Here is a 26,494-nt window from a genome sequence, read left to right on the forward strand (position 1 = left end):
GGAAGCGACGTCGGACGGGAAGGGGCCGGGCTCAGCCGTGCGCGGTGGACGGACGACGCCGGTGGCGTCCGGTCGCGGGACGACGCGTGGGCGTCGCGGGCACGGGAGGGGCGCGGCTCAGCCTTGGCGGCTGATCGCGCTGCAGACGCGCAGCAGATCGATGTGGCGGCGGGAGGTGAGGAGAGGCGAGCGGCTCACGCGTACGGTGACCGGTCCAAGGCGCCTCATGTCATTCCCTACCTGTTCACTAGGATTCCCTTCTGGAGTGTCGATCCCCCTGGCTGCGGCGTCAAGAGGGCGTCCACCGACCGGTCGGTGTCCCGTTCGGTTTCGGTGTGCCGTTCGGTTCACATCGGCCCGTTCAGTTCACGTCGGCCCGGGCGGCGCCGTCGTCCAGGGCGGCGTCCTCCTCCGCCGGGCTGTCGGAGAGGAAGCCGCCGGACTGGTGGCGCCACAGCTTCGCGTAGGTGCCTTCGGAGGCCAGCAGTTCCTCGTGCGTGCCCTGCTCGACGATCCGGCCGCGGTCCAGGACCACCAGGCGGTCCATGCCGGCGACCGTGCTCAGCCGGTGCGCGACCACGAGCGCGGTGCGCCCCTCCATGAGCCGCCACAGCGCCTCCTGGACGAGCAGTTCGCTCTCCGAGTCGAGGGCGCTGGTCGCCTCGTCTAGGAGCAGGATCGGCGCGTCGCGCAGGATCGCCCGGGCCAGCGCGACCCGCTGGCGCTGGCCGCCGGAGAGCTTGATGCCGCGCTCGCCGACCATCGTCTCGAAGCCTTCGGGCAGCGCGTCGGCGAACTCCGTGACGTGCGCGGCCTCGGCCGCCCGGCGGATCTCGGCGTCGGTGGCGTCCGGGCGGGCGAAGGCGATGTTGTCCCGCAGGGTGCGGTGGAACATGGCCGGGTCCTGGGGCACGTAGGCGATCAGACCGCGCAGGTCGGCCTGGCGGAGCCTGCTGATGTCCTGGCCGCCGATCAGGATCCGGCCGGCGTCCAGGTCCGTCATCCGCAGCAGCAGCCGGGTGAGGGTGGTCTTGCCGCCGCCGGACCGCCCGACCAGGCCGATCTTCGCGCCGCCGGGCACGGCCAGGTCGAGTCCGTCGAAGAGCGGGGCGCCGGGTCCGTGGGCGAAGGTGATCCGCTCGAAGCGGACCGAGGCGGCCCGCGCAGGCAGCGGGTCCGGCTTCGCCGGGTCGAGCACGGTCGGGGGCGAGTGCAGCAGCTCGGTGAACTGCGCGGCCTCCGTCATCGAGCTCTCCAGCCGCCGGTAGATCTGGTTGAACTCGAACATGATCCGGGTCGCGTTGGTGTAGTACGTGAACGCGACCACGACCGCCTCCACCCCGTGCCCGCCCCGGCTCAGCGTCACCGCGAGCAGCAGCCCGAGCGCGTTGGTCGCCACAGACAGCGGCGCGACCAGCGTGTCGATGCGCAGATTGCCGTAGTCCCACGACATCAGCGTCAGTCGGCGGGACGTGGCGACCCGGGAGCGGTGCTCGGCGGCCTCGCGCTCCTCGGCGGCGAACGCCCGCACGGTGTCCATGTTCATCAGGCTGTCGGCGACATGCCCGGACACGCGCGCGATGGCCGCCTCGCGCTGGTCCACCAGCCGCTGGCGACGCCGGATGAGGGGCGCCACGCACAGCGCCGTCACGGTGATCATCGTCAACAGGCCGACGACCAGCAGGGGTTCGTAGCGCCACAGCACAACGGACCCGAACAGCAACGGAATCAGGCTGCCCATGATGTTGAACGTCAGCGTGTCGACGAACTCCTCGAACCGCGAGGCGAAACTGAGGACCCGCTTGGTCAGCGAGCCGGCGAAGTTGTCGTGGAAGAACGAGGCGTCCTTGGCGAACAGTTCGTCCAGACCGATCACGTAGAGGTGCTCGATACCGAGGGCGTCCAGGCGGTTGAGGCAGTGCAGTCCGATCCGCCAGAGCGTCTCCGCGAGCAGCAGGACGACGGTGAAGGCGAGGACGTACGGCAGTGTCGCGCGTACGCCGATGCCGTCGTCGTCGGCGATGCGGCCGACGAGCTTGGCGACGACCAGCGGCGCGATGTAGGCGATGCCGACGTTGCCCAGCGCGGGCAGCAGCATGGCGGGCAGCGTCAGCCGCCGCAGCCGCGCCAACTCCCGCCCGTAGAACCGAAGTGCGAGCAGAACCGAGCCGCGGCCCGGTACTCCGTCGTGCGATGCAGGCGTTCCCATTCCCACCCTGTCGTCGTGTCCCCGCGTACGGCCAGGCATGGCAGTGTCCTGCGACCGGTACGGCCCGGTCCATGCGTTTTTTCCGGCCTGCGGCGGGCGGTGTCCGGCTGTCGGCGGGTGGTGGGACGGCAGCGCGCGTATGCGGCTCAGGAGGTGTCAGAGGTCGGCCGTACGCTGGAAAGGTGCCCCCGAACGCGCCGATGCGCCTGCCCGACATGCCGTTGCACGACCCCTTCGTGGTCGCCGACGACCTGACCCGCACCTACCACCTCTACACGTCCAACGACCCGTCCGTGTCGGGCGTGGACGGCACCGGCACGATGGTCTACCGCAGCCACGACCTGCGCGACTGGACGCCCCCGGTCGTCGTCTTCCGCACCGAGGACCAGCCGGGCATCTGGGCGACCGACGGCGCCTGGGCCCCGGAGGTGCACCGACGGGACGGCAGGTACTACCTGTTCACGACCCTGCACAACACGGACAGACCGCTTCCGGTCCCACCGCCCGGCCGCTGGGGCACGCCGTTCCGGCTCCCCACCCACATGCGGGGCACGGTCACAGCCGTGTCCGACTCCCTGCTGGGCCCCTTCACCGTCGTCGACCCGTCCCGCCCCACCCCGCCCGAGCACCTCATGACCCTGGACGGCACGCTGTACGTAGACCCGTCCGGGCAGCCGTGGATGGTGTATGCGCACGAGTGGCTCCAGACGCTCGACGGCACCATGGAGGCGATCCGGCTCGCTCCGGACCTGACCCGGACCGTCGGGGACCCGGTGCTCCTGTTCAAGGCCTCGGACGCGTCCTGGATCACCGAGCAGCTCCCCGCCGGCGTCCCGCACCAGCTCGCGCCCTACGTCACCGACGGCCCACAGCTCCACCGCACACCCGACGGCACCCTGCTCATGCTGTGGTCGACGTACGAGAAGAACGTCGCCGCGGAGGACGGCACGCTCAGCGGCGGCTACGTGCAGACGTACGCCGTCTCCGAGTCCGGCGACCTCACCGGACCGTGGCACCAACGTCGGCCCCTGGTCCGGCAGGACAGCGGCCACGGCATGCTCTTCCACACCTTCGACGGACAACTGATGATGATCCTGCACCGCCCGTTCGAGAACGCGCGGGGGAAGCTGTACGAGATGGAGCCGGCCGGCGCGGAACTGCGCGTGCTGCGCCAACGCACCGACCTGGACGGTGAGTTGGCGTGACGGACATCGATGCCCTTCAGCGGCTGTCGCCTGTCGATGTCCATCAGCATCTGTGGGGCCCCGCGTTCCTGGCCGCCCTGCGCGCCCGCACCGAACCGCCGCACCTCGACGGCTGGACCCTCCACACGGTCGGTGAGCCGCCCTACGAGGTCTCCGCCGCCGATCACGACATCGCGCGGCGCGCCGAACTGGCCGCCACCGACGGCCTAGGCCGGGCCCTCGTCTCGCTGTCCGCCCCGCTCGGCATCGAGTGGCTGCCCGCCGAGGAGGCACGGCCACTGATCGACGCGCACCACGAGGACGCGGCCGGTCTGCCGGAACCGTTCGGGGCGTGGGCGGCGGCCGGTGTGCGGGACATCGACGCGGAGGCGACGGCCGAGGCCCTGGATTCGGGGCTGGGGCCGGCCGGGCTTCAGCTTCCGGCCAACTCCCTTGCCGACGCGGCCGGTTACGCCCGGTGCGCCCCGCTGCTCGACCTCCTCGAAGAGCGTGATCTCCCGCTGTTCGTGCATCCCGGGCCGGCGCTGTCGGGGTCGTCGGGCTCGGGAGCATGGGGCTCAGGGTTGGCGGGCCCCGTGATGCCAGGGCCCGGCTGGTGGCCCGCGATGGTCCCCTACGTCCAGCAGATGCACGCTTCTTGGTTCGCGTTCCGCGCCTTCGGGCGACCCCGGCACCCCCGGCTGCGGGTCTGCTTCGCCCTGCTGGCCGCGCTCGCCCCGCTGCACGGGGAGCGCTTCGCGGCGCGGGGTGACGGCGCGGACGAAGTGGACCGGAACGTGTTCGTGGAGACGTCCTCGTACGGTCCGCGCGCGGTGGAGGCGATCGTGGCGGCGCTCGGCGCGGATGCCGTCGTCCAGGGCACCGACCGGCCCTACGCCGGGCCACCGGAGCGGCCGGGCTTCGGTCTGGGCGGGGCCGCGGAGCGGGCGTTCCGGGTCGACAACCCGTGGCGGCTGCTCAACGGGAAGGGGTGACCGGTCGACTGGTCGCTTGCCTGCCGCCCACGGCTTGCCTACCGCTCGTCGGGCGTGGGGAAGTCCGTCGACCGGCTGACCTCGGCCCACTTCTCCGCTTCCGCGGAGCGCTCCGCACCTGACTCCAGCGCGATGCGCAGCGCGTCCGAACCGAGCAGCAGGCGCCGCGGCGGCTCTTCGGTGTCGACGGTCTCCGCGATGACCTGCGCCGCCCTGGCCGGGTCACCGGGTTCGTTGCCGTTGTACTGGGCGAACATGCGCGCCCACTCGCCGACGGTCCGGTCGTAGTCCTCGCCGATCGGAACGGGCGAAGTGGCGGCTCCCGCGACCCAGTTGGTGCGCAGTCCCCCGGGCTCGACGATGATCACCTTGATGCCGAGGGGGGCCACCTCGTTGGCGAGCACCTCCGAGAACCCCTCCACCGCGAACTTCGCGGTCTGGTAGGCGCCCAGACCCGGGGTGCCGCCCACCCGGCCGCCGATCGACGAGATCTGGACGATGTGCCCGGAGCGCTGCCGCCGCATCACGGGAAGCACCGCCTTGGTCACGTTGACCACGCCGAACAGATTGATGTCCAGCTGGGCCCGGAACTCGCCGTCCGGGATCTCCTCGATCGCCGCGCTGGTGGCGTAACCGGCGTTGTTCACCACGACGTCCACGGTGCCGAAGCGTTCGACGGCCGTTGCCACCACCGCGCGGGCGTCGTCGGGATCGTTGACGTCGAGCGCGACGGCGAGCAGTCGGTCGCCGTGCTCGCGCGCGAGGTCGTCGAGGCGTTCCGGCCGGCGGGAGGTCGCCACCACGCGGTCGCCGCGGTTCAGCGCGGCCAGCACGAGTTCGCGTCCGAGTCCGGCGGAGGCGCCGGTGATGAGCCAGGTCCTGGTAGTCATCGTGATCTTCCTTCTTCTTCGCAGGTCGTGCTTCTTCTGTGCGGGTCAGGTGAGGTGGGTGATCAGGCCGGCACGGTGATCGTCTTGTGCTCGACGTACTCGGTGAGGCCGACGGCTCCGTACTCGCGCCCGGTGCCGCTCGCCTTGTAGCCGCCGAACGGGCCGTCGAAGCCGATGGGCGCGCTGTTGACGGTGAAGGTGCCGGTCCTGATCCGGCGGGCGAGCTCGAGGCCGTGCTCCACGTCCGCCGTCCAGACGCCACCGCTGAGGCCGTACTCGGAGTCGTTGGCGATGCGCACGGCGTCGTCCTCGTCGTCGAAGGGGATCACCACCAGGACGGGACCGAAGATCTCCTCGCGTGCGATCCGCATGCTGTTGTCGACGTCCGCGAACAGGGTCGGCCTGACGTAGTTGCCCTGCTCGAGACCGGCCGGCGACTCGGGTCCTCCGGTGACCAGGCGGGCGCCTTCCTCGATACCGAGCCGGATGTAGGACCGCACCCGCTCCTGCTGTTCGGCGCGGACCAGCGGGCCGACGAAGGTGTCCTCCGCCGACGGGTCGCCGACCTTCAGTCCGTCGAGCAGGTCCTTGAGGGCGGTCACCACGTCCTCGTAGCGGCTGCGCGGCGCGAGAACTCGCGTCTGCGCGATGCACGCCTCGCCGTTGTTCATCAGCGAGGCGAACCGCAGTGCGGGCACGGCCTCGGTCAGGTCCGCGTCGGGCAGGATGATCACCGCGGACTTGCCGCCCAACTCCAGGCTGACGCGCTTGAGTTGGCGGCCCGCGACGGCCGCGATGGAACGGCCCGCGCCGGTCGAGCCGGTGAAGGCGACCTTGTCGACGCCGGGATGGGCGACCAGGTACTCGCTGGTCTCCCGGTCGGCCGGGAGGATGCTGACGACGCCCTCGGGCAGCCCCACCTCGTCGAAGAGGTCGGCCAGCAGCATCATGCTGAGGGAGTTCTCCGGCGAGGCCTTCAGGACCACGGTGTTGCCCGCGAGCAGCGCCGGGATCATCTTCGCCAGCGCCGCCGAGAACGGTGAGTTCCACGGGATGACGGCGGCCACGACGCCGATGGCCTCGCGGCGTACCACGCTGCGGAAGGCGGCGCCGGGGACGGACGGGTCGAGCGTCTCCTCCCAGCCGAACTCGCGGGCGGCCTTGAGGTAGCCGAGCGCCTGCCGGGTGAGTCCGCCCTGACCCGCCCTGTTGAACCAGAGCGGATTGCCGCGCTCGGTGGTGATCAGCCGCGCGATCTCCTCGGCCCGCTCCTCGCGCAGCTTGTTCAGCCGCACGATCAGGTCCTGGCGCTGCTCCGGAGTCGTGTGACTCCAGGGCCCTTCGTCGAAGGCCGCCCGGGCCGCCGCGACCGCGCGGTCGATGTCGGCCGGCCGGGCCTGCACGGACCGGCCGACGAGCGACTGGTCGTGGGGTGAACGGATGTCGAGCGGGGTGGTGTCGCTCGGGTCGGTCCAGAGACCGCCTGTGTAGAGCTTGTCGCGCACGATCATGGCGCCGTCTTCTCTCTGTCCCTGTCGTGTAGAGGTTGACGCAACAAACGCTATGTTGATGTGACAGTTAATGCAACAAGCGCAATGTTATTGTGGCGCTACAGCACTCTGGAACTACGGAAGGTGATCACCGCGATGAGAGCCGACGCGGCCCGCAACCTGGACGCGGTCCTGCAGACGGGGGCACGGCTGCTCGCGCGGGACCCGGCGACGACCATGGCCGCGATCGCGGCGGAGGCCGGGGTGGACCGGCGCACGGTCTATCGCCGGTTCGCGAGCAGGGAAGCCCTGCTGTCCGCCGTCTACGCGGCGAAGCTCGACGCCGCCGAGGTGGTCATGGACGCGGTCCGCCTGGAAAAGGCGCCGGTCGCGATCGCGCTGCACGGATACGTCGAGTCGATCATCCCGGTCAGCCGGCGCTGGCCGGTGGACATCCGGCGGATGATGCAGGAGGACCCCGAGGCCGAGCAGCGGGCCGAGGCGCTGCGCGAGCGGCTGGAGGCGTTCCTGCGGCGCGCGGCCGACGAGGGGTTGGTCCGGCGGGACCTGCCGCCCGGGTGGGCGACGGCGCTGCTGAGCAACCTGGTCGACACCATGGCCCATGTGTTCGTCGACATCGAACCCGGCCCGGCCGCGGACCTCGTGGTGGCCTCGCTCCTGCACGGCGTCGGATAGGGCCTGTTGGTTCTCCGCGCGGACGTGGTCAACTGCTGATCCGGAGCGGCGTCACGCCGGCGCCGGACATGGCCGCGGCCGATCATCCTGGAGGAATCGTGGTCGACAAGTGGACCGCCGAGGACGTGCCCGACCAGCGGGGCCGCGTCGCCGTGGTCACCGGCGCCAACACCGGGATCGGTTTCGAGACCGCCAAGGTCCTCGCCGCGCGCGGTGCGGCGGTGGTGCTGGCGGTACGGGACACGGCCAAGGGCGAGCGGGCCGCCGGCCGGATCACCGCCGCCGCTCCCTCCGCGGACGTCACGGTGCGGCACCTCGACCTCACCTCGCTCGACTCGGTGCGCGCCGCGGCGGACCAACTGCGGGCCGGGCTCCCGAGGATCGACCTGCTGATCAACAACGCCGGGGTGATGTACACACCCAAGAGCACGACCGCTGACGGGTTCGAACTCCAGCTGGGCACCAACCACCTCGGCCATTTCGCCCTCACCGGGCTGCTGTTGGACCGGATGCTGACGGTCGAGGGCTCCCGAGTGGTGACGGTCAGCAGCCTGGCCCACGACCTGCGGGCCGCCATCGACCTGAACGACCTCCAGTGGGAGCGCCGTTCCTACAGCCGGGTGGGCGCGTACGGCCAGTCGAAGCTGGCGAACCTTCAGTTCACCTACGAGCTCCAGCGCCGGTTGGCGGAAAAGTCCCCGACCGTCGCCGTCGCCGCGCACCCGGGCCTCGCGTCCACCGAACTGATCCGCAATTCGGTGTTCGTCGTACGCACCTTCGTCAGGGCGTTCAACCCCCTGATCTCACAGCCCGCGGACCGCGGCGCGCTGCCCACCCTGCGCGCGGCGACCGACCCCGACGTGCGAGGCGGCGAGTACTACGGCCCACGCGGACTCCGGGAGCTCAGGGGTTATCCGGTGCGGGTGCGGTCCAACCGGCTCTCCCACGACGAGTTCCTCCAGCGCGGTCTGTGGGCGGCGTCGGAGGAACTGACCGGAGTGACCTTCCCGGTCTGACGCGTCGCCGTTCGCGCTGCCGGTTTCGTCTGTTCTGTCGTCACGCACGCTCCGAGGTGGATTCAACAGGCGCGGCCGGACCGTGGTGCCGGGCCCCCACCGCGACGGTGGCCAGCAGCGCCAGCACTACCGCGGTGAACCATGTCGTCGCGTTCCCCAGGCTCATGTGGAGGCTGGCGACGCCGAGTCCGACGGGCAGCAGGGCCAGTCCGAGGTAGGAGACGAGGAACAGCCCGGCGAGGGCCTCACCGCGCTGGGCCGGGGCGGCCGTGGCGGCCACGTGCCCGACGGCCGACTTGAACAGCACCCCCGCACCCGCTCCGGCGAGAACGCCGGCCAGCAGGAACACGGGCAGGCCCGCGAGGTGTACGCCGATCGCGAGTACGGCCATCCCCGCGGCCTGGGCGAGGAGTCCGACGTACCAACGCGTCCGGTCGCCGAGCCGGCCGGTGCCCGTCTGGGCCGCGGCGGCGGCACCGAACACCGCGAACACGACCAGTCCCGCCAGCGCGTGGGACGGGTGGTGCAGGGTGCCGGCGACGAATCCGGGCGCGACCGAGGTGAACAGGCCGAACACGGCCATGGAGGTGAAACCGGCCGCCGCCGCGGCGAGGTATCCGCGGTCGCCGCCGGCCACGCCGACCCGCTGCGGCCGGTACGCGGGCCGCACGGCAGGCTTCCGGACCGTCTCGGGTGTCAGGGCGACGGCGACCGCACCGATCAGCAGCAGCACGACGAAGACGGCGTACGGCAGCCGCAGCGGCGCCCCCAGGTACTCGGCGAGCGCGCCCGCGACCAGGGGCCCCACTCCGAGGCCGCCGATGTTCGCCGCGGTCGACACGATCTCGAACCGTCGCGTCGAGGCGCCGGGCCGGTGCGCGGCGTGCAGTTCGTGCAGATACGCCGTCGCGGTCGCCGTCAGCATGCCCACGCCGAGGCCGGTGACCAGTCGGGCGACGATCAGCACCGGGAGCGAGGCGGTGGACAGGAACAGCACGGCGGCGAGCAGTTCCAGCGCCAGCGCCGAGGTCAGGACCTTCTTGCGGCCCAGCCAGTCCGACACGTGCCCGGCGAGCAACAGACTCGTCAGCACACCGACCGCGTAGACGGCGAACACGACGGTCACCGTGAACGTGGAGAACCCGTCGCGGGCCTGGTACAGCGGATACAGCGGGGTGGGGACGGTGGAGAACGCCATCGCCGTCACGAACACCGCGGCGACCGTCCAGAAACCGCGGCCGTACCGGCGGACGGTGTGCGGAGCCCGGGCGGCTCCGTCCTTCGGGGCGGGCGCGGGATCCGTGCGCGGACCCTTGGCCGACGTCGACAACATCGCAACACTCCGATCCCTTGACGGTGGATTCCGTCGGCGGCGGACCGGCCGGCCAGTGTCGCACCGACCGGCCCTGGTTCACCGTCTGGTGTTGCCAACATGCGGGCGGAGTGGTTGTTTCCCGTTCGGCGGAGATGGTTGGAGATGGCGGTTATCTGTGTCGGAGATGGCCGCGCAGGCATGGCCATCCGTCAACGCACCCGGCACCGCAGGAGCCCCTCGTCGGGGGCGTCACCGGCGCGGCCTCACCTCGACTGCCGCATGATCCAGTCCCGGATGCCGGGGATGGTGTAGGCGATGCGCCAAGTGGCCATGTGGGCGCTGGTGTTGGAGCCTGCCGGGACGGTCGTGCCGGTCTGGAAGGAGGCGTAGTTGACCGGGGCCTTCTGCGCCTTGAGATGGCGTACGTCGGCGGCGAACTGCGCGTCCGTGGACTGGCCGTCCCACGCGGCGGTGGCGACCTCGGTGCCCTGGTCCTTGATGACCTGCGTGATGGCGTTCTCGCCGGGGAAGGCCTTGTCGTCGTCCTGGGAGACGACGATCCAGAGCTTCTTGTCGGCGAGCGGGGCGGCCACGTCGGAGGGCCACTGGCCGGCGACGATGTAGGCGGCCGCGAACAGGTCCGGGTACTTGATGTTCAGGCCCAGCGACATCATGGCGCCCATCGACTGGCCGGTCGTGTAGCGGCGGTTCTCGTCGATGGCGTACTTCTCCGTCACCGCCTCGACGAGGTTGGCGGTGGCGTCGAACAGCGACGAGGGTACGTAGGTGTCGTCGACGACCACCGAGCCGTACTCGGGGGCGAGGACGAAGCACTCGTGCCTGGCCTGGTCCTCCGGGCCGGCCCAGCACACGGCGCCCAGTCCCTGGACCAGCGGCCCCTCGGTGGCGACGTTGACGACGCTCGCGTCGTGCATGAACAGCACGAGCGGGTAGCGCTTGCGGCGGTCGTGACCCTTCGGGATGAAGAGGTTGTACCTGAGGGTCCGGCCGGTGGCGGGGTCGTCGAAGGTGAACTGCTCGAAGTCGTCGACGATCAGGTTCACCACGGCACTTGTCGTCAGCAAGGTGTCGGTGGCCGCGTAACGGGTCCCGCCGGTCGTGGTGACGGTGCCCTTCTGGAAGAGCGAGGCCTTCGCCGCCACGATCGTCCCGCCCGGCGTGCTGTCGCCGACCTTCGGCCCGCCGGCGCCGGGCGTGCCCGTCGGGGTGCCTGAGCCGCCCTGTTGGGTCACCCACAGGGCCGCCGTGGTGTCGTCGGGAGACAACTCGACGATGACGTAGCGACCGTCGTGGCCCCGCTCGCTGAGGTCGACCGCCGTGTTCGCGTAGACCTTGGTGACCGTCCTGTCGGTGACGGTGAACGTCGAGGTCGACAAAGAGGAGTTGTCGATGCGGCGGTCGTACTCGACGGCGACGGCTATGAGCTTCTGGCCGTCGCCGAACACCTTCGTGATCGCGGTGACACCGCGGACGTGCTCGGCGGTGGCTGCTTCGTCGTCCGATGCGGCCGCCGCACGGAAGGCTCCGGCTCCGACAACGGCCGCGGATCCGGCCACCACGGATCCGGCGATGAACGTACGTCGTTCCACCACAACACACACTCCTGGTTTCGAATGGTTTCGAGCCGGCTGGCGATGGCGGAAACGTTAGGAACATCGGCTCGGGGAAAGCTGTGCGAATTCACGCCATGATGCTGCGGAACGGTTCTTTTTCACAGGTCACGCAGAGGTTTCCTGGTCATGCGCGGTAGTCAGAACGCGCAATCTCAGATTTCACGACGCGCGCTATGTGACCGTCGACTCCCCTTGCAGCATCGGGTGTCTTCCGGATGCCTGACGTGAAGGAGAGTTGTGCATTCCGTGCCTGAGAACGGTGAAAAGCAGGACGGCCCGCTGCGTCGCCGCTCGTTTCTGAACGGTTCGCTCGCCGCGGCGGTGGGGGCCACATCATTGACGGGCGGTACGGGGACCGCGCGGGCGGCCGGCCAGGAAGCGGACCGCGGCGGCGGCGCCGCGGCGGTGCTGAAGGCGGGCGCCGGCCGGGCCGCGATCGCGTTCCCGGCCTCGCTCCTCCCTCTCGACGGCTTCACCACCGTCCACGACGACCTGCACGTGCGCGTGCTGCTGTTGGAGGGCGGTTCCCGGCGCGTCGCGCTCGCCGTCCTGGACCTGACGTCGATCAGCGCGGAGGCGATAGCCGCCATGCGGGCGATCATCTCCGATGCGGCCGGTGTGGCCACGGCCGACATCGTCGTGACCGTCACGCACACGTTCTCCGCGCCGCACGTACAGGCCGTGAGCAGCGGCAGCGGGGCGGCGCGGTACGTGGAGCAGATCAAGAAGGCGACCTCGGCGGCGGTCGCGACGGCGGTCTCGGGCCTGCGGCCCGCGCGGGTCGGCTTCGGCACCGGCACGTGCGATGTGAACGTCAACCGGGATGTCCGTACGGCCGACGGCTGGTGGCTGGGCACGGGCGAGAGCGGCCCGTCCGACAAGAGTGTGGGCGTGACCCGTATCGACGACACCGCCGGCAGGCCGATCGCCGTCCTGGTCAACTACAGCGTCCAGTCGTCCGTGATGATGCAGTCGGTCATGGCCAACGGCGACCTGCCGATCACGGCCGACCTCGCGGGCGCGGCGGCGGGGCACGTGGAGGAGCAGTACGGCGACGACGTCGTCGGGTTCTTCCTGGTCGGCTCGTGCGGCGACCAGTCACCGGCGTTCCGCGCCAAGCGGTACACCATCGACAAGGACCTCGGCTGGTCCCAGGTCGACGCCCAGGACGCGGGCTGGATCCTGCTCACGGTGCAGGGCGAGCGACTCGGCACGGAGGTGGTCCGCGTCAGCGAGACCATCAGGGCGTCCACCGTCGGCGCGTCCCGGCTCCGCCTGCTGACCGACTCCGTCACGGTCGACACGGTCCCCGGCGGACACCCCACCGCACCGACGAAGACCTACGACTTCACACCGACCGGCACGGCCCCGGTACCGATCTGGATCCTCCGCCTCGGCGAGGGCGTCTTCGTCGGAGTCTCCCCGGAACTCTCCACCGACACCGCCCTGACCATCAAGACGCATTCCCCCTTCGAACACACCGCGGTCATGTCGATGCTGGAGGGCGGCGCCAAGAACATGGCCGAATCCCGAAGTTATGCCCGTATCACGTACGAGGCGATGGATTCGTCGTACGCGAAGGGCGCGGCGGAGACGGTGGCGGAGAAAATCGGCGAGATTCTGCATTCCCTTTGAGGAAACCCGCCGCGTCTCACAAAAGAGGACGCCACGCAAAAGGGCCCTCACAGGCTCTCGCCCGTGAAGACCCTTCGCACCGTCGGGACGACAGGATTTGAACCTGCGACCCCTTGACCCCCAGTCAAGTGCGCTACCAAGCTGCGCCACGTCCCGGTGCGGCTCACTCGTCGAAACGTGTGATCACGCAGGTAAACCCTACCGCATGCACACGGCCACCCCGCACGGTCACGGATCGGTCACCGCACCACGGAACGTCTCCTGCCGCATGCTGCGCAGCACTACCGTCCCCTCACGCGAAATACGCAGGGGGGTACGAAAATGACCAATCCGTACAACGCTTCGCCCAACGTCCCGCCCAACCCGCCGGCCGGCATACCGTCGGCCGGTCCGGCGCCGCGGTGGGCGAGAAAGCGCTATGTCATCCCTGCGGTCGGATTCGCCTTCCTGGTGGGCCTGTTGGCCGGTGGAGGCGACGACGGGAAGGAGCCGGCGTCGGCGTCGGCCGCACCCCGGGTCACCGCCACGGTCACGACGACCGCCACGGCGACCGCGACGGTCACCGAAGCCGCGGATCCCGAACCGGCCGCCACGGTCACCGTCCGGGCGACACGGACCGTGAAGGCGACGGTCACGGCCGAGCCCGCCGAAGTCGCCGGTGGGAGCGACGATTCCGGCGGGCAGGACGTGTACTACGCCAACTGCGACGCGGCCCGCGCGGCCGGTGCCGCCCCCGTCCGGGTCGGTGACCCCGGATACGGGCGGCACCTCGATCGGGACGGGGACGGCGTGGGGTGTGAGTAGCGGGGTGGGCCACGCGTAGGGGTGGGTCAGCTTCGCGGGCCGGAGGCCAGCGGCTCCGGGTTCGGCTCCGCCGTCTGCGAGCGGTCGCTCGGCAGGTCCGTCGACACGTCGGTGGCCGCCCGGAGCGAACCCGAGAGTCCGCGGGCCCGCGTCGGGACCAGGAGTGCCGCCAGTGCCGCGGCCAGGCACAGCGCCGCCAGCAGGGCGAAGCCGTGGGTGTAGCCGGACTCGTACGGCAGGCCCGAGGGCTGGAGGTGGCCGGTGACCAGGACGCTGGTCAGCGCGGCGCCGATGGAACCGCCGATGGTACGGATGTTGGCGTTCATGCCGGTGGCCGCGCCGGTCTGGGAGGCGGGAACGCTGCCGACGATGAGGTTGGCCATCGAGGCGAAGGCGAGTCCGATGCCGAGGCCGAACACGCCCGAGACCAGGGCGACTTGCCACTGCGCGTCGTGCCACAGGGCGAGCATGCCCAGGGCCAGCGCACCGAGCGCGGCACCGGTGGTGAGGAGCGACTTGGCGCCCACCGCCGGTTCCAGCCGGCCGCTGAGGATGCCGGAGACGAACATCGCCACCAGCATCGGGAGCATGAGGAGCCCGGAGGCCGTGACGCTCGCGCCGAAGCCGTATCCGGCGGAGGACGGGGTCTGCACGAAGCCCGGCAGGAAGGACCACAGCGAGTACATGCCCGCGCCGAACAGCAGCGCGGCGGCGTTGGTGGTCCACACCGCGGGCAGCCGCATCACGCGCAGGTCGATGAGCGGGGACCGGGAGCGGGCCTCGGCCAGCAGCCACAGCGCGAACAGCACGACGGCCGCGGCGAACAGGCCGATCACCCGGCCCGAGCCCCAGCCCCACACGCTGGCCTGGCTGAGCGGCAGCAGCAGGGCGACCAGCCATGCCGAGAGCAGCCCGGCGCCGAGCCAATTCACCTTGCCCTCCGCCCTGTTGGGCGACTCGGGCACATAGCGCAGGGCGATGAGCGTGGTCACCGCGACCACGGCGACCGGGATCCAGAACAGCCAGCGGTAGTTGAGCGCGGACACGATGGGGCCGGCCGCCACGATGCCGACGCCACCGCCCGCGGCGATCACGGCGGACAGGTTGCTGATGCTGCCGCTGACCCGGGAGGCGTCGAACTCGTCCCGGATGATGCCGAACGACAGCGGGAACAGGGCGCCGCCGATGCCCTGGACGACCCGGGCGACGATGAGCACGCCGATGTTCGGCGCGAGCGCGGCGAGCAGACAGCCGAGCGCCACGACGACCAGGACGGACACCAGCGTGCGCTTCTTGCCGATGAGGTCGCCGACCCGGCCGAGGATCGGCGTGAAGACGGAGGCGGACAGCAGATAGGCCGTCATCACCCAGGTCGCGGTGGACTGCGAGGTGTGCAGCGCGTGCTGGACGGTCGGCAGGGCCGGCGCGATCAGCGACTGCAGCATGGAGAACACGCCGGCACCGGTCGCGAGCACCGCGAAGGTGAGACGGGTGGACTTGCGGGGCATGAAAAGGCCTCTCCGAACCGAGGGGAGATGGAGACAGGGAGAGAAGAAGAGAGGAGGGAGCAGAGATGGGAGATACGGGGGTGGAGTCGCGTCGGCCGGGCGTGCGGCCGCACGCATCCGCACCGGGCCCACCCACACTGGTAAAGTGGAGGTACCCCTCCACTGTAGCGGAGGCACACCTCCGGTTCAACCCGCCCCACCCCGGGAGGCACCCGTGACCGCCCAGCCGTCGCCCACCAGCGAGGCTCTGTCGTTCCCCGTCAGCGAGATCGTCGCGTCCCAGCGGCCCCACCGTAAGGACGCGGCCCGCAACTATGACGCCCTGCTGGTCGCGGCCCGCGAGGCGTTCGCCGAGAACGGCGCGGAGGCCTCCCTGGAGGACATCGCCCGGCGCGCAGGCGTCGGCATCGGCACCCTGTACCGGAACTTCCCGACCCGCCGCCATCTCTTCGAGAGCGTGTACGCGGACGAGGTCAACGACCTGGTGCGGGTCGCCCGGCAGGTCGCCGACCAGGAGCCCTGGGAGGCCCTGACGTCCTGGCTCGCCCGGTTCGCCGCCTACATGGTGACCAAGCGGGCGATCCGGGAGGCCCTCGACGGGGAGTCGGAGATCCTCAACGCCTGCCGCGACTCGATGTACGCCGCGGGCGGTCCGCTCTTCGAGCGCGCCCAGGCGGCCGGCGTCGCGCGCAAGGACATGGACTTCGGCGATCTGATCCGGATGGTCGCGGGCGTCACCGGCACGACCTTCCTGGACGACGCCCAGCGCGACCGGGTCCTGACCATCGCCCTGGACGGCGTCCGCGTGATCCACTGAGAACGGAGCCCGCATGTCCTTCCTGGCCAGGCCGGCGGTGGCCGCGTTCGCCGCGAAGGCGATGCAGCGCGCGACCCTGTCCGCCGAGCGTCGCTCCGGCGGGCGCGGATCCGCTGCCGCGTCGCACGCACGGTTCCCCGAATACCCGCGTGTGGTCACCGAGTTGACGATCCCGACGTCGGTCGCGCCGGCGCGGGCCGTGGTGTACCTGCCGACGACCGAAGGCGACGATCCGCCGCCGGTGCACGTCAACTTCCACGGCGGCGGATACGTGATGTCCGTGACGGAGATCGACGATCCGCTGTGCCGCTTCCTCGCCGTCGAGGCGGGGGCGGTGGTGATCAACGTCGACTACGCCGTCGCCCCGCAGCATCCGTTCCCGGCTCCCCCGCGCCAGGCCTACGAGGTCGTCCGCTGGGTCGCCGAGCACGGCCCGGAGCACGGGTGGGACGGCGGGCGTCTCACGATCGGTGGGCAGAGCGCCGGTGGTGGGCTCGCGGCGGCCGTGGCGCGGCAGGCGTTGGAGGAGAGCGGGCCGTCGATCGCGCTGCAGGTGCTGCACTATCCGCCGCTGGACCTGACGACCGAGGCGAGGTCCAAGCGGGCCGCCGTCGACAAACCAGTGCTGCGGCCCTGGATGACCGACGTGTTCGACACGGCGTACATCCCTGACGTGGAGCTGCGTCGGGATCGGCTCGTGTCGCCCGCGCATCCGTCCGACACGGTGGACTTGACGGGCATCGCTCCGGCGGTGGTCATCACCGCGGAGTTCGATCTGCTCAAGGCCGAGGCCATGGCCTACGCGGACCGGTTGCGGGTGGCGGGGGCATTGGTGGAGTACCGGGATGTGAGTGGGGTCGATCACGGATATGACGGCCAGGACGATCAAAAGGCCCGCGCGACCTATGAGTTGATTGCACGTCAGATACGGAAAGCCACTGGCGGCTGATCGCGCTGTTCCCCGCGCCCCTAGAACAGAAGGGCGTCGGGGAAACCGCCGATCCGAGCACTAGCCGATCACCCTCGGCAGCCTCACGTCCAGCTTCTCCGACTGTTCCGTCAGGTCGCGCCACACCTTCGGGGCCACCGGGATGCCCCGCTCACCCCGCTCGGCGGCCACGGCCGCGCTGCGTTCGCCGGGGTAGTGGACACCGTCCGCGCCCTCCGCCACCGGGAGGTCCTTGAGCGTGGCCAGAGTGGTGTCGACGTTCGCGGTGAAGGCGTCGGGGTCGCCGAAAGCGGCCGGGTCGAGGGCGATGAGCAGGGCGTTCTGGCGGTGCTTGCGGCCGGCCGGGTCGTCCGCGTGGAAGGCGGAGAAGATCGGCGCGCCCACGAGGACACTGGTCAGCAGCTCGAAGGCCAGTGACATGCCGGAGCCCTTCGCGCCGCCCAACGGCAAGGGCATGACCGCCAGTTCGGGGTCGGTGGTGGGGGTGCCGTCCTCCGTGGCCGCCGCGCCCTCGGGCAACGGCGCGCCGCTCGCCTTCGCCTGGCGGATCTTTCCCAGGGCGATGGTCGCGGTGGCCATGTCGAGGAGCAGTGGGGCCTGGTCGCGGGCCGGTACCGCGATGGCGAGCGGGCTGGTGGCGACGGCCGCGCCCTTGACGCCGGTGTACCCCATGTTGGGCATGCCGGCCACGAACCCGATCCCGACCAGGCCCTGTTCGGCGATCCTGGAGACGTAGTAGCCGATGGCGCCGGTGTGGACGGTGCGGCGGACGCCGACGGAGGCGATGCCGGTCACGCGGGCCCGCCGTACGGCCTCGTCGGCGGCGGCGCTGAGGGCGACCGGGCCGGGGGCGCGGTCGGCGTCGAGGACGGCGGCGGCCGGGGTGGTCGACTCGACGGTGATCTCGGCGTCGGCGTTGGCGACGCCCTTGGCGAGCAGCTCCAGATAGGCGGGGACGCGGGCGATGCCGTGGGAGTCGACTCCGCGCAGCGCGGCCCAGACGAACACGTCGGCGGTGGTGCGGGCGTGTTCGGGGCTGAGGCCGCCCTTCTCCAGGAGGGCCGCGGAGAAGGTGCGCAGGTCGTCGGCGGGGACCAGGACCTTCGACGGTGTGGTGGACATGGTGGCGGGAGCCTCCTGGATCAGGCGTTGCGGATGAGCGGGTCCGGATCAGCGGGTGACGAGTACGTCGACGACGGCGGTGGTGCCCCCGGTCACGGCCTTGAGGGCGCGCTCCAGCGCGGGCGCGAGCGCGTCCGTGGTGTCGACGGTCTCGGTGTGCATGCCGAACGGCTCGGCGAACCGCGCGAGTCGGGGCAGCCGGCGCAGGTCGGTGCCGAGCCATTCGCCGGTCTCGGCGGCTGCGCCGTCCGGGTAGAACCGGCGGTGGTTGAGGTTCATCGACTTGTAGACGCGGTTGTTGAACACCACGATCAGCAACGGGAGTTCGTACGCCTTGGAGGCGTCGTACGACGGGATGACCGGGTTGTAGGTGAAGGCGCCGTCGCCGATGGTGAGCACCACCGGGCGTTCCGGCGCGGCGAGTTTGACGCCGAGGGCGACCGCGATGCCCTGGCCGAGGCCGCCTTGGACGTAGAAGTACGAGTCGGGAGTGTCGGTCCGCACATGCCGTTTGACGATCCGGCTGTGGGTGATGGTCTCGTCGACGACGATGCCGTCCCGACCGTCGAGGAGCGTGCGCAGGGTCGCGGCGACGAGCACCGGGTCGACACCCTCGGCGTCGGCGGCCTGACTCTCGGCGGCGGTGACGGCGGCCAGTTCGGCCGCGTGCCGCTGCTCCTGCGCCGTACGGCGGACGGCGATCGCCACCTCGTCGAGATCCTTCGCCCGTTTCGTCAGCTGGCGCAGGGTGTTGGTGACGGTGCCTTCCAAGTAGCGGTCGGCGAACAGGACTTGGTAGACGACGTGCGGGCGCTGCGGTACCTCGTCGATGACGACGACCTTCGCCTTGGCGGGGCGGCGGGACGGCGGGTAGAAGGGGGCGCGGCAGTTGACCAGGAGGATCAGGTCCGCCTCGGCCATCCACGGTCCGATGTCGCTGCCGGCGTGCAGCGGGTGGGTGCGCGGGAAGTTGCCGCACACCGCCGAGTCGGGCTCGACGACGGGAAGGTGCCAGGCCTCGGCGAAGGCGACCAGGGCCTCGAAGCCGCCTTCCTCCCGGCCAGCGGTCTCCGTGACGATCACGGGGTTGGCGGCCTCGCGGATCAACTGTGCGACGGAATCGACCTCTTCGGGCGAGCTGTGCGTGGATCCCGGCGCGACGATCGGCTTGGCCGCGCGGCCGTCCCACTCCTCCAGGAGGATCTCCAGCGGGATGTTGAGGTACGCCGGTCCCGCCGGGGCCCGCCAGGCCAGCTCCGCCGCCCGGGTGATCATGGTGGGCAGGGTGTGGACGCTCGCGGCCTCGTTGGACCACTTGGTGAAGGGCTGCGCGATGCCGTGCGGGCCGCCCACGACGGACAGGTTGCGGTACCACTGGCCGCCCGGATCGTGGCCGGGGGCGTCGCCGTACGTGGTGGACTCCGAGGAGGCGACCACCATCGGAACGCCGGCGAGGAGCGCGCCGTGCACGGCCATGGAGCCCTGGAGCAGTCCGGGGGCCGCGTGCAGCAGGACGCCCTGGGGGCGCCGCCTGACCAGGCCGAAGCCGGTGGCCATGCCGACGGCGACGGTCTCGTGGGTCAGGTCGAGGTACTCCGGGGCGGGTTCGCCGTCGCGGTGCCGGCGGGCCAGCGCCTCCCACACGGGGGCCCACTCGGACCCCGACGAGCAGAAGAGGTACTCGGCGCCGACGGCGTTCAGGGCGGAAACCACAGCGTCACCGCCGTCGACGCCCGGGTTGTGCGGGTAGTCCGTCATCTCTGGTGCTTCCTCAGCCCTCGATCGGCCAGTTCAGGACCTCGGAGATACCGCGGCCCATGATCCATTCAAGCTCCTCGGGCGTGAAGTCCCAGTGCTTGGTGAACTGCTCGATCGTGTCGGTGTAGGTGATGCCGTGGCCGAGCAGGCGGGTGATGTCAGTCCCGTAGAAGCAGCGCTGCGGGCCCATCCTGTCGACCATTTCGCGGACGTACTTCTGGATGTTGTTGTTCGGGAAGGGCTGGGTGGAGTAGCCGGGCAGCGCCGACACCTTGACGTAGATGTTCGGGTGGGCGGCCAGGTCGGCGGTCTCCGAGACCCAGTAGCCGATCGCGTCGTCCACGCAGCGGGCCATGATGCCCATGTGGTCGATGATGATCTTCAACTCGGGGTGCTTGTCGGCGATTTCGCCCAGCTCACGCTTCCAGATCGGGGCGTGCACCATGGTCGGGATGCCCAACTCGGCGGCGACCGGCCAGTACCAGTCGTTGGTGCCGTCGATCATCCAGTTGCGGTCCTGCGGCCGGTGGAACGTCAGCCGGGTGCCCTTCACATGCGGGTTCCGGGCGAAGTCCTTGAGCATCGCCGTGCCCTCTTCGGGCTTGTTCTGCGGGATGCGGGCCATGATGCCGAAGCGGTCGGGATGCGCCTCGCACGCCTCCAGGGCGTAGTCGATGCGGTCGCCCTCCCAGGACGGCGGCAGGATCAGCGCACGGTTGACGCCCGCCTCGTCCATCAGCTCCAGGGCCTCCTCGTAGGAGAAGGGGTCCTCCCGGTGGCCGTTGAGACGGATGCGCTCCCGGGCGCCGGGGACCCAGGGGCGGTCCGGGGTCTCTTCCTTCCAGATGTGAATCTGGGTGTCGACGACGAACATCCTTCAACTCTTTCTGTCGAACGGGGTGATGGGCGTTACGGAGGGAACGCTAGGCGGGTCCCGCGGCCTTGCGGAGTCCCCTGGAGCGCAAGCAGTTGTTGCGTGAAAGTGCGCCGTACGCAGGGCATTTTCAGTTTGCGGCGGCATCTTCGAAGACCGCGCGCACGATGTGTTCGGCGATCGCCATCGACGCGGTGGCGGCCGGCGAGGGCGCGTTGCGTACGGCGGTGACGCGCCCGGCGCGATGGATGCGGAAGTCGTCCACGAGCGTGCCGTCCCGGTCCAGGGCCTGAGCCCGCACACCGGCCCCGCCGCGCACGACGTCACGGACGCCGACTCCGGGGACGTACAGCCCGGCGTCCTTCATGAAGGCCGCCGTGGAGAAGGAACCGCGGTACTCCTTGATTCCGGTACGCCAGTGCTGGGCCGCCATCTTCCAGGTGCCGGGGTAGGCGGCGAGGCCCAGCAGGTCCCTCGGTGAGATCCTCGTCCGGGTGTAGCCCTCCCTCGCGAGGGCCAGCACGGCGTTGGGTCCGACCTCCACGGAGCCGTCCACGCGGGGCGTGAAGTGGACGCCGAGGAAGGGGTAACGCGGGTCCGGTACGGGGTAGATGAGGCCGCGCACCAGGTTCGTACGCTCCGGCCTGAGCAGCATGTACTCGCCCCGGAACGGGATGATCCGCGGTTCCTTCGTGTCCTTGGCGAGCCGCGCGAGCGAGTCGGACCGGAGGCCCGCGCAGAGGATCAACCGATCCACGCGGATACGTTCCTGCCGCGACCCCACTTCGATGCCGCCGGGCACGTCACGGAGCGAGCAGACCGGGAAGCCCAGCTTCACCTCGCCGCCGGAGTCGACGACGTCCTCGGCGAAGGCGCGGGCGATCGCCGGGTAGTCGGTGATCGCGGTGCGCGGGGAGTGCAGGGCGGCGATCCCGCCGGCGTGCGGTTCGATCTCGCGGATCTCCTCGCGGGAGAGCTTGCGCAGGTCGGGCACGTGATTGTTGCGGGCCCGCTCGAAGAGGGCGTTCATCCGGCCGAGTTCGTCCTCGCGGACGGCCACGACCAGCTTGCCGGTCTCGCGGTACGGGAGTTGGCGCCGCCGGCAGTACTCGCGCAGCAGGGCCACGCCCCGCACGCACAGGTCGGCCTTGAGGCTGCCGGGCGTGTAGTAGAGACCGGCGTGCACGACACCGGAGTTGTGGCCGGTCTGGTGACGGGAGACCTCCGGCTCCTTCTCGAAGACCACGACCCGGGTGCCGGGACGCCGCATCGCGATCTCGCGGGCGGTGGCCAGGCCCACGATGCCGGCGCCGACGACTCCGACGGTCTCGTCAGCCACCACTCTGCTCCGGAGCACCGAGGTTGACGGCGACCGTCTTGACCCGGGTGGAGAAGCGGAGCACCTCGTCGCCCTGCTCCTTGTACGCCGTACCGGAGTCGTGGAACCCGCCGAAGGGCAGATGGACGTCCCAGCCGGTGGTCGTGGAGTTGACCGCGACCTGCCCGCACTCGGCCGCGTCGGCGAAGCGGTACGCGTGGCCCAGATCCCGGGTGAAGACGGCGGCGGCGAGCCCGAAGTCGGAGTCGTTGACCGCCTCGACGGCCGCGTCGAAGTCGGCGACGGCCCGCAGGACGAGGACGGGGCCGAAGACCTCCTCGCGCCAGATCGCCAACTCGGCGGTGACATCGGCGAGTACGGTCGGCTGGACGTAACAGCCGTGCGCGCGCTCGCCGTTGGTGTCCGCCTGGCCGCCGGTGAGGACGGTGGCGCCCTGGTCGAGTGCGCGGGCCAGGTCGGCGAGGACGGAGTCGCGCTGCCTGGGGCTGGAGAGAGGGCACAAGGTGGTCGCCGGGTCGCTGCCGGGGCCGACGGTCAGCGTCTCGACCTCGGCGACCAGCAACCGCGCGAACTCCTCGTACACCGGCTGCTCGACGATCACCCGGCTGGTGGCGGTGCAGCGCTGCCCGGCCTGGCCGAAGGAGGCGGCGACGACGGCCTTGGCGGCGGTCGGCAGGTCGGCGTCGCGCAGGACGACGGAGGCGTTCTTGCCGCCGAGTTCGCCCTGGAAGCGGACGTTGCGGTCGGCGAGGCGGCGGCGGATGCGGTTGCCTACGGCGTTGGAGCCGGTGAAAGTGATGCCGACGATGCGTGGGTCGTCGAGGAGGGCCTCCTCGATCTCCGCCGTGCGCCCGGTCACCACGTTCAAGACGCCTGCCGGCAGGCCCGCGTCGTGCAGGGCGCGGGCGAAGTGCAGCCCCGACAAAGGGGTTTCGGTGGCCGGCTTGAACACGGCCGCGTTCCCGGTGGCGAGCAGCGGGGCGAGCTTGCGGGCCGGGGTGATCAGCGGGTCGTTCCAGGGGCTGATCACGAGAATCACGCCGATGGGTTCACGCTGGGTGTGCGTACGGTGGTTGGGGCGTACGTCGTGCAGGAGCGTGCCGTAGCCCTGCCGGGCGAGGGCGGCGTAATACTCCAGGAAGTCGGCTGCTTTCAGGGTCTCTCCGGTCGCCTCCGCGTGCGTCTTGCCGTTCTCTGCGGTGACGTCGGCGGCGATTTCCTCGACTCGTTCGCGGATCAGGCGGGCCGCGTCGGTGAATATCCGGGCCCGCTCGAAGGGGCTCGTGCGCTTCCAGACGGCGAAGCCTCGCTCGGCGTGGTCGTAGGCCCTGGTGACGTCCTTGGCAGCGAGGGCGGGCACGCGGGCGAAGGGGGCGCGGACGTCGGCCGGGTCGTGGACGTCGATCCAGTCGCCGGTCGTGATCCACTCCCCTCCGGAGAGGGTTTCGAGAGTACGCATGCGGTTCACCACATCTCACTGGGCGACAGGGGGCCAGATCCGGGGCGGCACACATTGATTGCGCTTCGCGCGAGCCGCTCATCAGGGGAATCGTGTTGGAATCGGCGGGTCGGAGGATCGGAATCGCCGAGGAGAGACGAGACATGGCCTACGCAGTCATCGCCACCTACCAGTGCGCGCCCGCGGATGAGGCGACCGTGCGGGACGCTCTGCTGGAGATGCGCGGGGAGACCAGGGCCGAGCCCGCGAACGAGGTGTACGAGGTTCATTCCGTGGCCGGCGGATTTCTGCTCTATGAGCGGTATGCCGACCAGGCCGGGTTCGAGGCGCACAAGGCTGCGCCGCATTTCAAGGAACTGATCCTGGAGACCGTGTGGCCGTTGCTGACCGAGCGTTCGGTGACTTTTGCCGAGGTGCTTTAGCGTCTGCCTGGCTTGTGTGCGATTAGGGGCGCGGGTAGTTCGTGGTTGATCGCGCAGTTCCCCGCGCCCCTAAGGGCGTTCTAGAACTCGTTGCCCCAGCAGTAGCGGGCGATTGTCTCTACCAGGACCAGCTTCTGGCGCTGGGCCTCTGCCGTCAGCAGTGGTCGGCCTGCCACATCCGCGAAGCCTCGGGACGGTGAGACCGCTCCGTCTTCCAGGTCCTTGAACTCGCCTACCGCGTCGATCCGTTGCATCACCGTGTCGATGTCCTCCAGTTCGGGGACGGTCGCGTCGACCACGCCGAGGCAGAAGTCGCGATCCTCCGGGAGTGCCCTGACCAGGTCCAGTTCGGCCTGGGTGCCCTGGTCGAAGGGGAGGATCCAGCGGTCGGCCGGGATCTCGGTGTACAGCTTCTCGGTGCGGGCCCGGTCCGCCTCCGCCGGTGCCGCCCAGCCGGGGCAGACACCTACGCGGACGCCCTCGGGTCGGTCGTCCAGGCGTACCGCCAACGCCTCGACGGCGAGCGCGTCCTCGAAGGACAGCGCACCTCGGTCGTGCTCCAACTGGTCCAGAAGCAGCGGGTTGTTGAGCTGGATGAGGCGTACGCCCTTGGCTATCAGCAACTCGATCTCCGCCCGGATGATCTCCGCGAGGGCCTCCCCCAGCTCGCGGGCGGAGGATACGCCCAGGCCGGGTTCGTAGGTCGTGGCGGCCAGGTAGGCCGGAGAGGGCAGCGATGCCTTCGGGGCGATCACCGTCAGTTCGGCGAGCTTGGCGGCCGAGTCGGCGAGCAGCGGGCCGGCCGGCTTCGGGAGGGACTCCGCGACCCAGCGGGCCAGGCCGTCGGGGTCCGTCTCGTCCGTACGGCTGAAGCCTGATACGCCGTCAAGCACCGCGCTACGGAAGTCCTCTCGCGGGAAGTCGCCGTCGGTGACGACCGTGGAGCGCAGCTTGCGCTGGAAGGTCACGGCGTCCTTGACCGCCTGCTCCACGCCGATCGTGGCGAGGTCGCCGGGGCGGACCAGGCTGCCGTGGTGGTCGATGCGGTAGTTGAAGGTGTCCGCCATGACGTCACGCGTCCTTTCCGGACGGGGCCGACTTGCTCTCGGTACCCGCTGTGCCCCAGGCCGCGAACTCCAGCTCGTAGCCGAGGGATTCGAGTACCTCCTCGGCGATCCGCTGGTCCTCGTCCGCGGTGCCGCCCGCGATGCCGAGGCCGCCGATGATCTCGCCGTTCCTCTTGATGGTGAGGCTGCCTTCGGTGGCCATGATCGGCATGGACGCGCCGGGGAGTTGGGACAGCTGGGAGAAGAAGACGGGCTGGCTCTCCTGCCACTTCTTGAGCATCGTGCCGGGGCGTTGCATGATCGCGGCGGTGTAGGCCTTGGCGCGGGCGATGTCCGGGGTGAGCGGGCGGGCGCCGTCCGGGCGGCGGATCGCGATCGGGAAGCCGCCGGCGTCCACCACAGCGACGCTCACCGCCTTTCCGATCGCCTGGGCGCGCTTGTGGGCGGCGTCGATGATCTCCTCGGCGGCGTCCAGGGTGAGGCTGCTCATGCGGCTTCCTTCGGTGCGGTAAGGGTGCGGCGCAGGTGAGTGACGGCCGCGTTGTACTGCGCGGGCGCCTCCCAGTACATGGAGTGCGGGGCGTCCGGGACGATCTCCAGGTGCGAGCCGGGAAGGAGTTCGTGAGCGCGGGTCACGGTCTTCACGCTGAGCACCGCGTCCTTCTCCCCTGCCAGGAAGGCGACTTGTATGCCGGAGTCCTGGATCTCCGCCAGGGACGGACCGTTGGTGTCGAGGTTGCGCAGGTCCTGCATTCGGGCGACGTTGAAGGTGCCCATCTGCTGGAAGAGGAAGGTCAGATCGGCGCGCTCCCGCTGGAACGGCTGGGTGAGCAGCCGGTTGATGACGGGCAGCTTGACGGCCTCGGCACGGTCGGCGGCGGCCAGTTCCTTGAGCTCGGGGTGGCTGATGCCGCCGAGGGAGTGGCCGAGGACTACTGAGGAGACGCGCTCGGGGCGCAGCAGTCCGGCGCGCAGGGCGGCGACGGAGCCGATGGACTGGCCGACGAGCATGGCGTCGGTGATGTTCTCGGCGTCGAGGACGGCGACGACGTCACCCGGGAAGTCCTGGCCGTCGAACTCGGGCCTGGACGAGTGCGGAGGGGTGGGCGTGTCGGACTTGCCGAAGCCGCGCAGGTCCACGGTCAGGATCGTGAACTGCTCGCGCAGGGCGGCCACTTGCTGCCACCAGGCCGCGTGATGACCACCGCTGCCGTGCACGAACAGGATCGCCGGGCCGCTGCCGTGGCGCTCGTAATAGATGGAGGTGCCGTCCGAGTCGGCGATGGGCATGAGGATGGACTCCCGTGCGTG

The 26,494-nt window shown here is 70.4% G+C and carries 24 protein-coding genes and 1 tRNA gene; 9 read left to right on the forward strand and 16 right to left on the reverse strand.

Annotation, left to right across the window (positions count from 1 at the left end):
- Positions 1 to 117: 117 nt before the first annotated feature.
- Positions 118 to 228 carry a putative leader peptide gene (locus ACIP6U_RS02465; protein WP_401711743.1) on the reverse strand — a complete coding sequence of 37 codons (111 nt, stop codon included), beginning with the start codon at positions 226 to 228 and terminating at the stop codon, positions 118 to 120.
- A 133-nt stretch (positions 229 to 361) separates the two neighbouring features.
- Positions 362 to 2,209 (reverse strand): ABC transporter ATP-binding protein, encoded by a 1,848-nt coding sequence (locus ACIP6U_RS02470; protein WP_401711744.1) that lies wholly within the window; start codon positions 2,207 to 2,209, stop codon positions 362 to 364.
- A gap of 200 nt (positions 2,210 to 2,409) precedes the next feature.
- Between ACIP6U_RS02470 and ACIP6U_RS02475 the strand changes: the two genes are divergently transcribed.
- A complete protein-coding gene (locus tag ACIP6U_RS02475; RefSeq protein ID WP_401712893.1) occupies positions 2,410 to 3,414 on the forward strand; it encodes a glycoside hydrolase family 43 protein in 1,005 nt (334 codons plus the stop codon).
- 23 nt (positions 3,415 to 3,437) lie between these two features.
- Positions 3,438 to 4,388 (forward strand): amidohydrolase, encoded by a 951-nt coding sequence (locus ACIP6U_RS02480; RefSeq protein WP_401712896.1) that lies wholly within the window; start codon positions 3,438 to 3,440, stop codon positions 4,386 to 4,388.
- 38 nt (positions 4,389 to 4,426) lie between these two features.
- Here the strand turns inward: ACIP6U_RS02480 and ACIP6U_RS02485 are convergent, their stop codons facing one another.
- Both ACIP6U_RS02485 and ACIP6U_RS02490 read right to left on the reverse strand, forming a co-directional pair.
- The gene (locus tag ACIP6U_RS02485; RefSeq protein ID WP_401711747.1) at positions 4,427 to 5,278 is read right to left on the reverse strand and encodes an oxidoreductase; all 852 of its coding nucleotides are present in this window, start codon (positions 5,276 to 5,278) and stop codon (positions 4,427 to 4,429) included.
- A gap of 62 nt (positions 5,279 to 5,340) precedes the next feature.
- On the reverse strand, positions 5,341 to 6,789 hold the full coding sequence (locus ACIP6U_RS02490) for an aldehyde dehydrogenase (protein ID WP_401711750.1): 1,449 nt from the start codon (positions 6,787 to 6,789) through the stop codon (positions 5,341 to 5,343).
- Positions 6,790 to 6,924: 135 nt separating this feature from the next.
- Between ACIP6U_RS02490 and ACIP6U_RS02495 the strand changes: the two genes are divergently transcribed.
- The gene (locus ACIP6U_RS02495) at positions 6,925 to 7,464 is read left to right on the forward strand and encodes a TetR/AcrR family transcriptional regulator (RefSeq protein ID WP_401711753.1); all 540 of its coding nucleotides are present in this window, start codon (positions 6,925 to 6,927) and stop codon (positions 7,462 to 7,464) included.
- A 98-nt stretch (positions 7,465 to 7,562) separates the two neighbouring features.
- Positions 7,563 to 8,480 (forward strand): SDR family NAD(P)-dependent oxidoreductase, encoded by a 918-nt coding sequence (locus tag ACIP6U_RS02500; RefSeq protein ID WP_401711756.1) that lies wholly within the window; start codon positions 7,563 to 7,565, stop codon positions 8,478 to 8,480.
- A 40-nt stretch (positions 8,481 to 8,520) separates the two neighbouring features.
- Here the strand turns inward: ACIP6U_RS02500 and ACIP6U_RS02505 are convergent, their stop codons facing one another.
- Together ACIP6U_RS02505 and ACIP6U_RS02510 are read right to left on the reverse strand one after the other, a co-directional pair.
- On the reverse strand, positions 8,521 to 9,813 hold the full coding sequence (locus ACIP6U_RS02505) for an MFS transporter (RefSeq protein WP_401711759.1): 1,293 nt from the start codon (positions 9,811 to 9,813) through the stop codon (positions 8,521 to 8,523).
- A gap of 245 nt (positions 9,814 to 10,058) precedes the next feature.
- A complete protein-coding gene (locus ACIP6U_RS02510) occupies positions 10,059 to 11,405 on the reverse strand; it encodes an alpha/beta hydrolase-fold protein (RefSeq protein ID WP_401711762.1) in 1,347 nt (448 codons plus the stop codon).
- Positions 11,406 to 11,675: 270 nt separating this feature from the next.
- On the opposite strand from ACIP6U_RS02510, the gene ACIP6U_RS02515 reads away from it, so the two are divergent.
- Positions 11,676 to 13,064, forward strand: coding sequence for a hypothetical protein (locus ACIP6U_RS02515; RefSeq protein ID WP_401711765.1), 1,389 nt, complete (start codon positions 11,676 to 11,678; stop codon positions 13,062 to 13,064).
- 82 nt (positions 13,065 to 13,146) lie between these two features.
- Here the strand turns inward: ACIP6U_RS02515 and ACIP6U_RS02520 are convergent.
- Positions 13,147 to 13,220: transfer RNA gene (locus tag ACIP6U_RS02520), tRNA-Pro, on the reverse strand.
- Between the two features lie 165 nt (positions 13,221 to 13,385).
- Between ACIP6U_RS02520 and ACIP6U_RS02525 the strand changes: the two genes are divergently transcribed.
- Positions 13,386 to 13,868, forward strand: coding sequence for an excalibur calcium-binding domain-containing protein (locus ACIP6U_RS02525; RefSeq protein ID WP_401711768.1), 483 nt, complete (start codon positions 13,386 to 13,388; stop codon positions 13,866 to 13,868).
- A gap of 26 nt (positions 13,869 to 13,894) precedes the next feature.
- On the opposite strand, the gene ACIP6U_RS02530 is transcribed toward ACIP6U_RS02525, so the two are convergent.
- The gene (locus tag ACIP6U_RS02530; protein WP_401711771.1) at positions 13,895 to 15,376 is read right to left on the reverse strand and encodes an MFS transporter; all 1,482 of its coding nucleotides are present in this window, start codon (positions 15,374 to 15,376) and stop codon (positions 13,895 to 13,897) included.
- Positions 15,377 to 15,590: 214 nt separating this feature from the next.
- Between ACIP6U_RS02530 and ACIP6U_RS02535 the strand changes: the two genes are divergently transcribed.
- Together ACIP6U_RS02535 and ACIP6U_RS02540 are read left to right on the forward strand one after the other, a co-directional pair.
- A complete protein-coding gene (locus ACIP6U_RS02535) occupies positions 15,591 to 16,193 on the forward strand; it encodes a TetR/AcrR family transcriptional regulator (protein WP_401711774.1) in 603 nt (200 codons plus the stop codon).
- A gap of 13 nt (positions 16,194 to 16,206) precedes the next feature.
- Complete coding sequence (locus ACIP6U_RS02540; RefSeq protein WP_401711776.1) at positions 16,207 to 17,142, forward strand: alpha/beta hydrolase; 936 nt, start codon at positions 16,207 to 16,209, stop codon at positions 17,140 to 17,142.
- A 60-nt stretch (positions 17,143 to 17,202) separates the two neighbouring features.
- Here ACIP6U_RS02540 and ACIP6U_RS02545 read toward each other — a convergent pair whose 3' ends face one another.
- The 5 genes from ACIP6U_RS02545 to ACIP6U_RS02565 form a co-directional block, all read right to left on the reverse strand.
- On the reverse strand, positions 17,203 to 18,264 hold the full coding sequence (locus ACIP6U_RS02545; protein WP_401711779.1) for an Ldh family oxidoreductase: 1,062 nt from the start codon (positions 18,262 to 18,264) through the stop codon (positions 17,203 to 17,205).
- Between the two features lie 48 nt (positions 18,265 to 18,312).
- Positions 18,313 to 20,022: a thiamine pyrophosphate-dependent enzyme gene (locus ACIP6U_RS02550; RefSeq protein ID WP_401711782.1), complete on the reverse strand. Its 1,710-nt coding sequence runs from the start codon at positions 20,020 to 20,022 to the stop codon at positions 18,313 to 18,315.
- 13 nt (positions 20,023 to 20,035) lie between these two features.
- Positions 20,036 to 20,896: an amidohydrolase family protein gene (locus tag ACIP6U_RS02555; RefSeq protein WP_401711784.1), complete on the reverse strand. Its 861-nt coding sequence runs from the start codon at positions 20,894 to 20,896 to the stop codon at positions 20,036 to 20,038.
- A 130-nt stretch (positions 20,897 to 21,026) separates the two neighbouring features.
- Entirely contained in the window at positions 21,027 to 22,235 is a 1,209-nt protein-coding gene (lhgO, locus tag ACIP6U_RS02560; protein ID WP_401711787.1) for an L-2-hydroxyglutarate oxidase, read from the reverse strand.
- Positions 22,228 to 23,694, reverse strand: coding sequence for an aldehyde dehydrogenase family protein (locus ACIP6U_RS02565; RefSeq protein WP_401711789.1), 1,467 nt, complete (start codon positions 23,692 to 23,694; stop codon positions 22,228 to 22,230). Before ACIP6U_RS02565 ends, lhgO begins: the two co-directional genes overlap by 8 nt.
- A gap of 143 nt (positions 23,695 to 23,837) precedes the next feature.
- On the opposite strand from ACIP6U_RS02565, the gene ACIP6U_RS02570 reads away from it, so the two are divergent.
- On the forward strand, positions 23,838 to 24,116 hold the full coding sequence (locus ACIP6U_RS02570; protein ID WP_401711792.1) for a putative quinol monooxygenase: 279 nt from the start codon (positions 23,838 to 23,840) through the stop codon (positions 24,114 to 24,116).
- Between the two features lie 80 nt (positions 24,117 to 24,196).
- Here ACIP6U_RS02570 and ACIP6U_RS02575 read toward each other — a convergent pair whose 3' ends face one another.
- Genes ACIP6U_RS02575 through ACIP6U_RS02585 form a run of 3 tightly spaced genes read right to left on the reverse strand, consistent with a single transcriptional unit; the run spans position 24,197 to position 26,473 of the window.
- Entirely contained in the window at positions 24,197 to 25,183 is a 987-nt protein-coding gene (locus tag ACIP6U_RS02575) for a methionine synthase II (cobalamin-independent)-like protein (protein WP_401711795.1), read from the reverse strand.
- Positions 25,184 to 25,187: 4 nt separating this feature from the next.
- Positions 25,188 to 25,673: a heme-binding protein gene (locus tag ACIP6U_RS02580; RefSeq protein WP_401711798.1), complete on the reverse strand. Its 486-nt coding sequence runs from the start codon at positions 25,671 to 25,673 to the stop codon at positions 25,188 to 25,190.
- Positions 25,670 to 26,473, reverse strand: a complete 804-nt coding sequence (locus ACIP6U_RS02585) for an alpha/beta fold hydrolase (protein WP_401711801.1) — start codon at positions 26,471 to 26,473, stop codon at positions 25,670 to 25,672. The genes ACIP6U_RS02580 and ACIP6U_RS02585 overlap by 4 nt, the downstream gene beginning before the upstream one ends.
- Positions 26,474 to 26,494: the final 21 nt, after the last annotated feature.

The organism is Streptomyces sp. NPDC088794, from assembly GCF_044750545.1.
GTDB lineage: Bacteria > Actinomycetota > Actinomycetes > Streptomycetales > Streptomycetaceae > Streptomyces.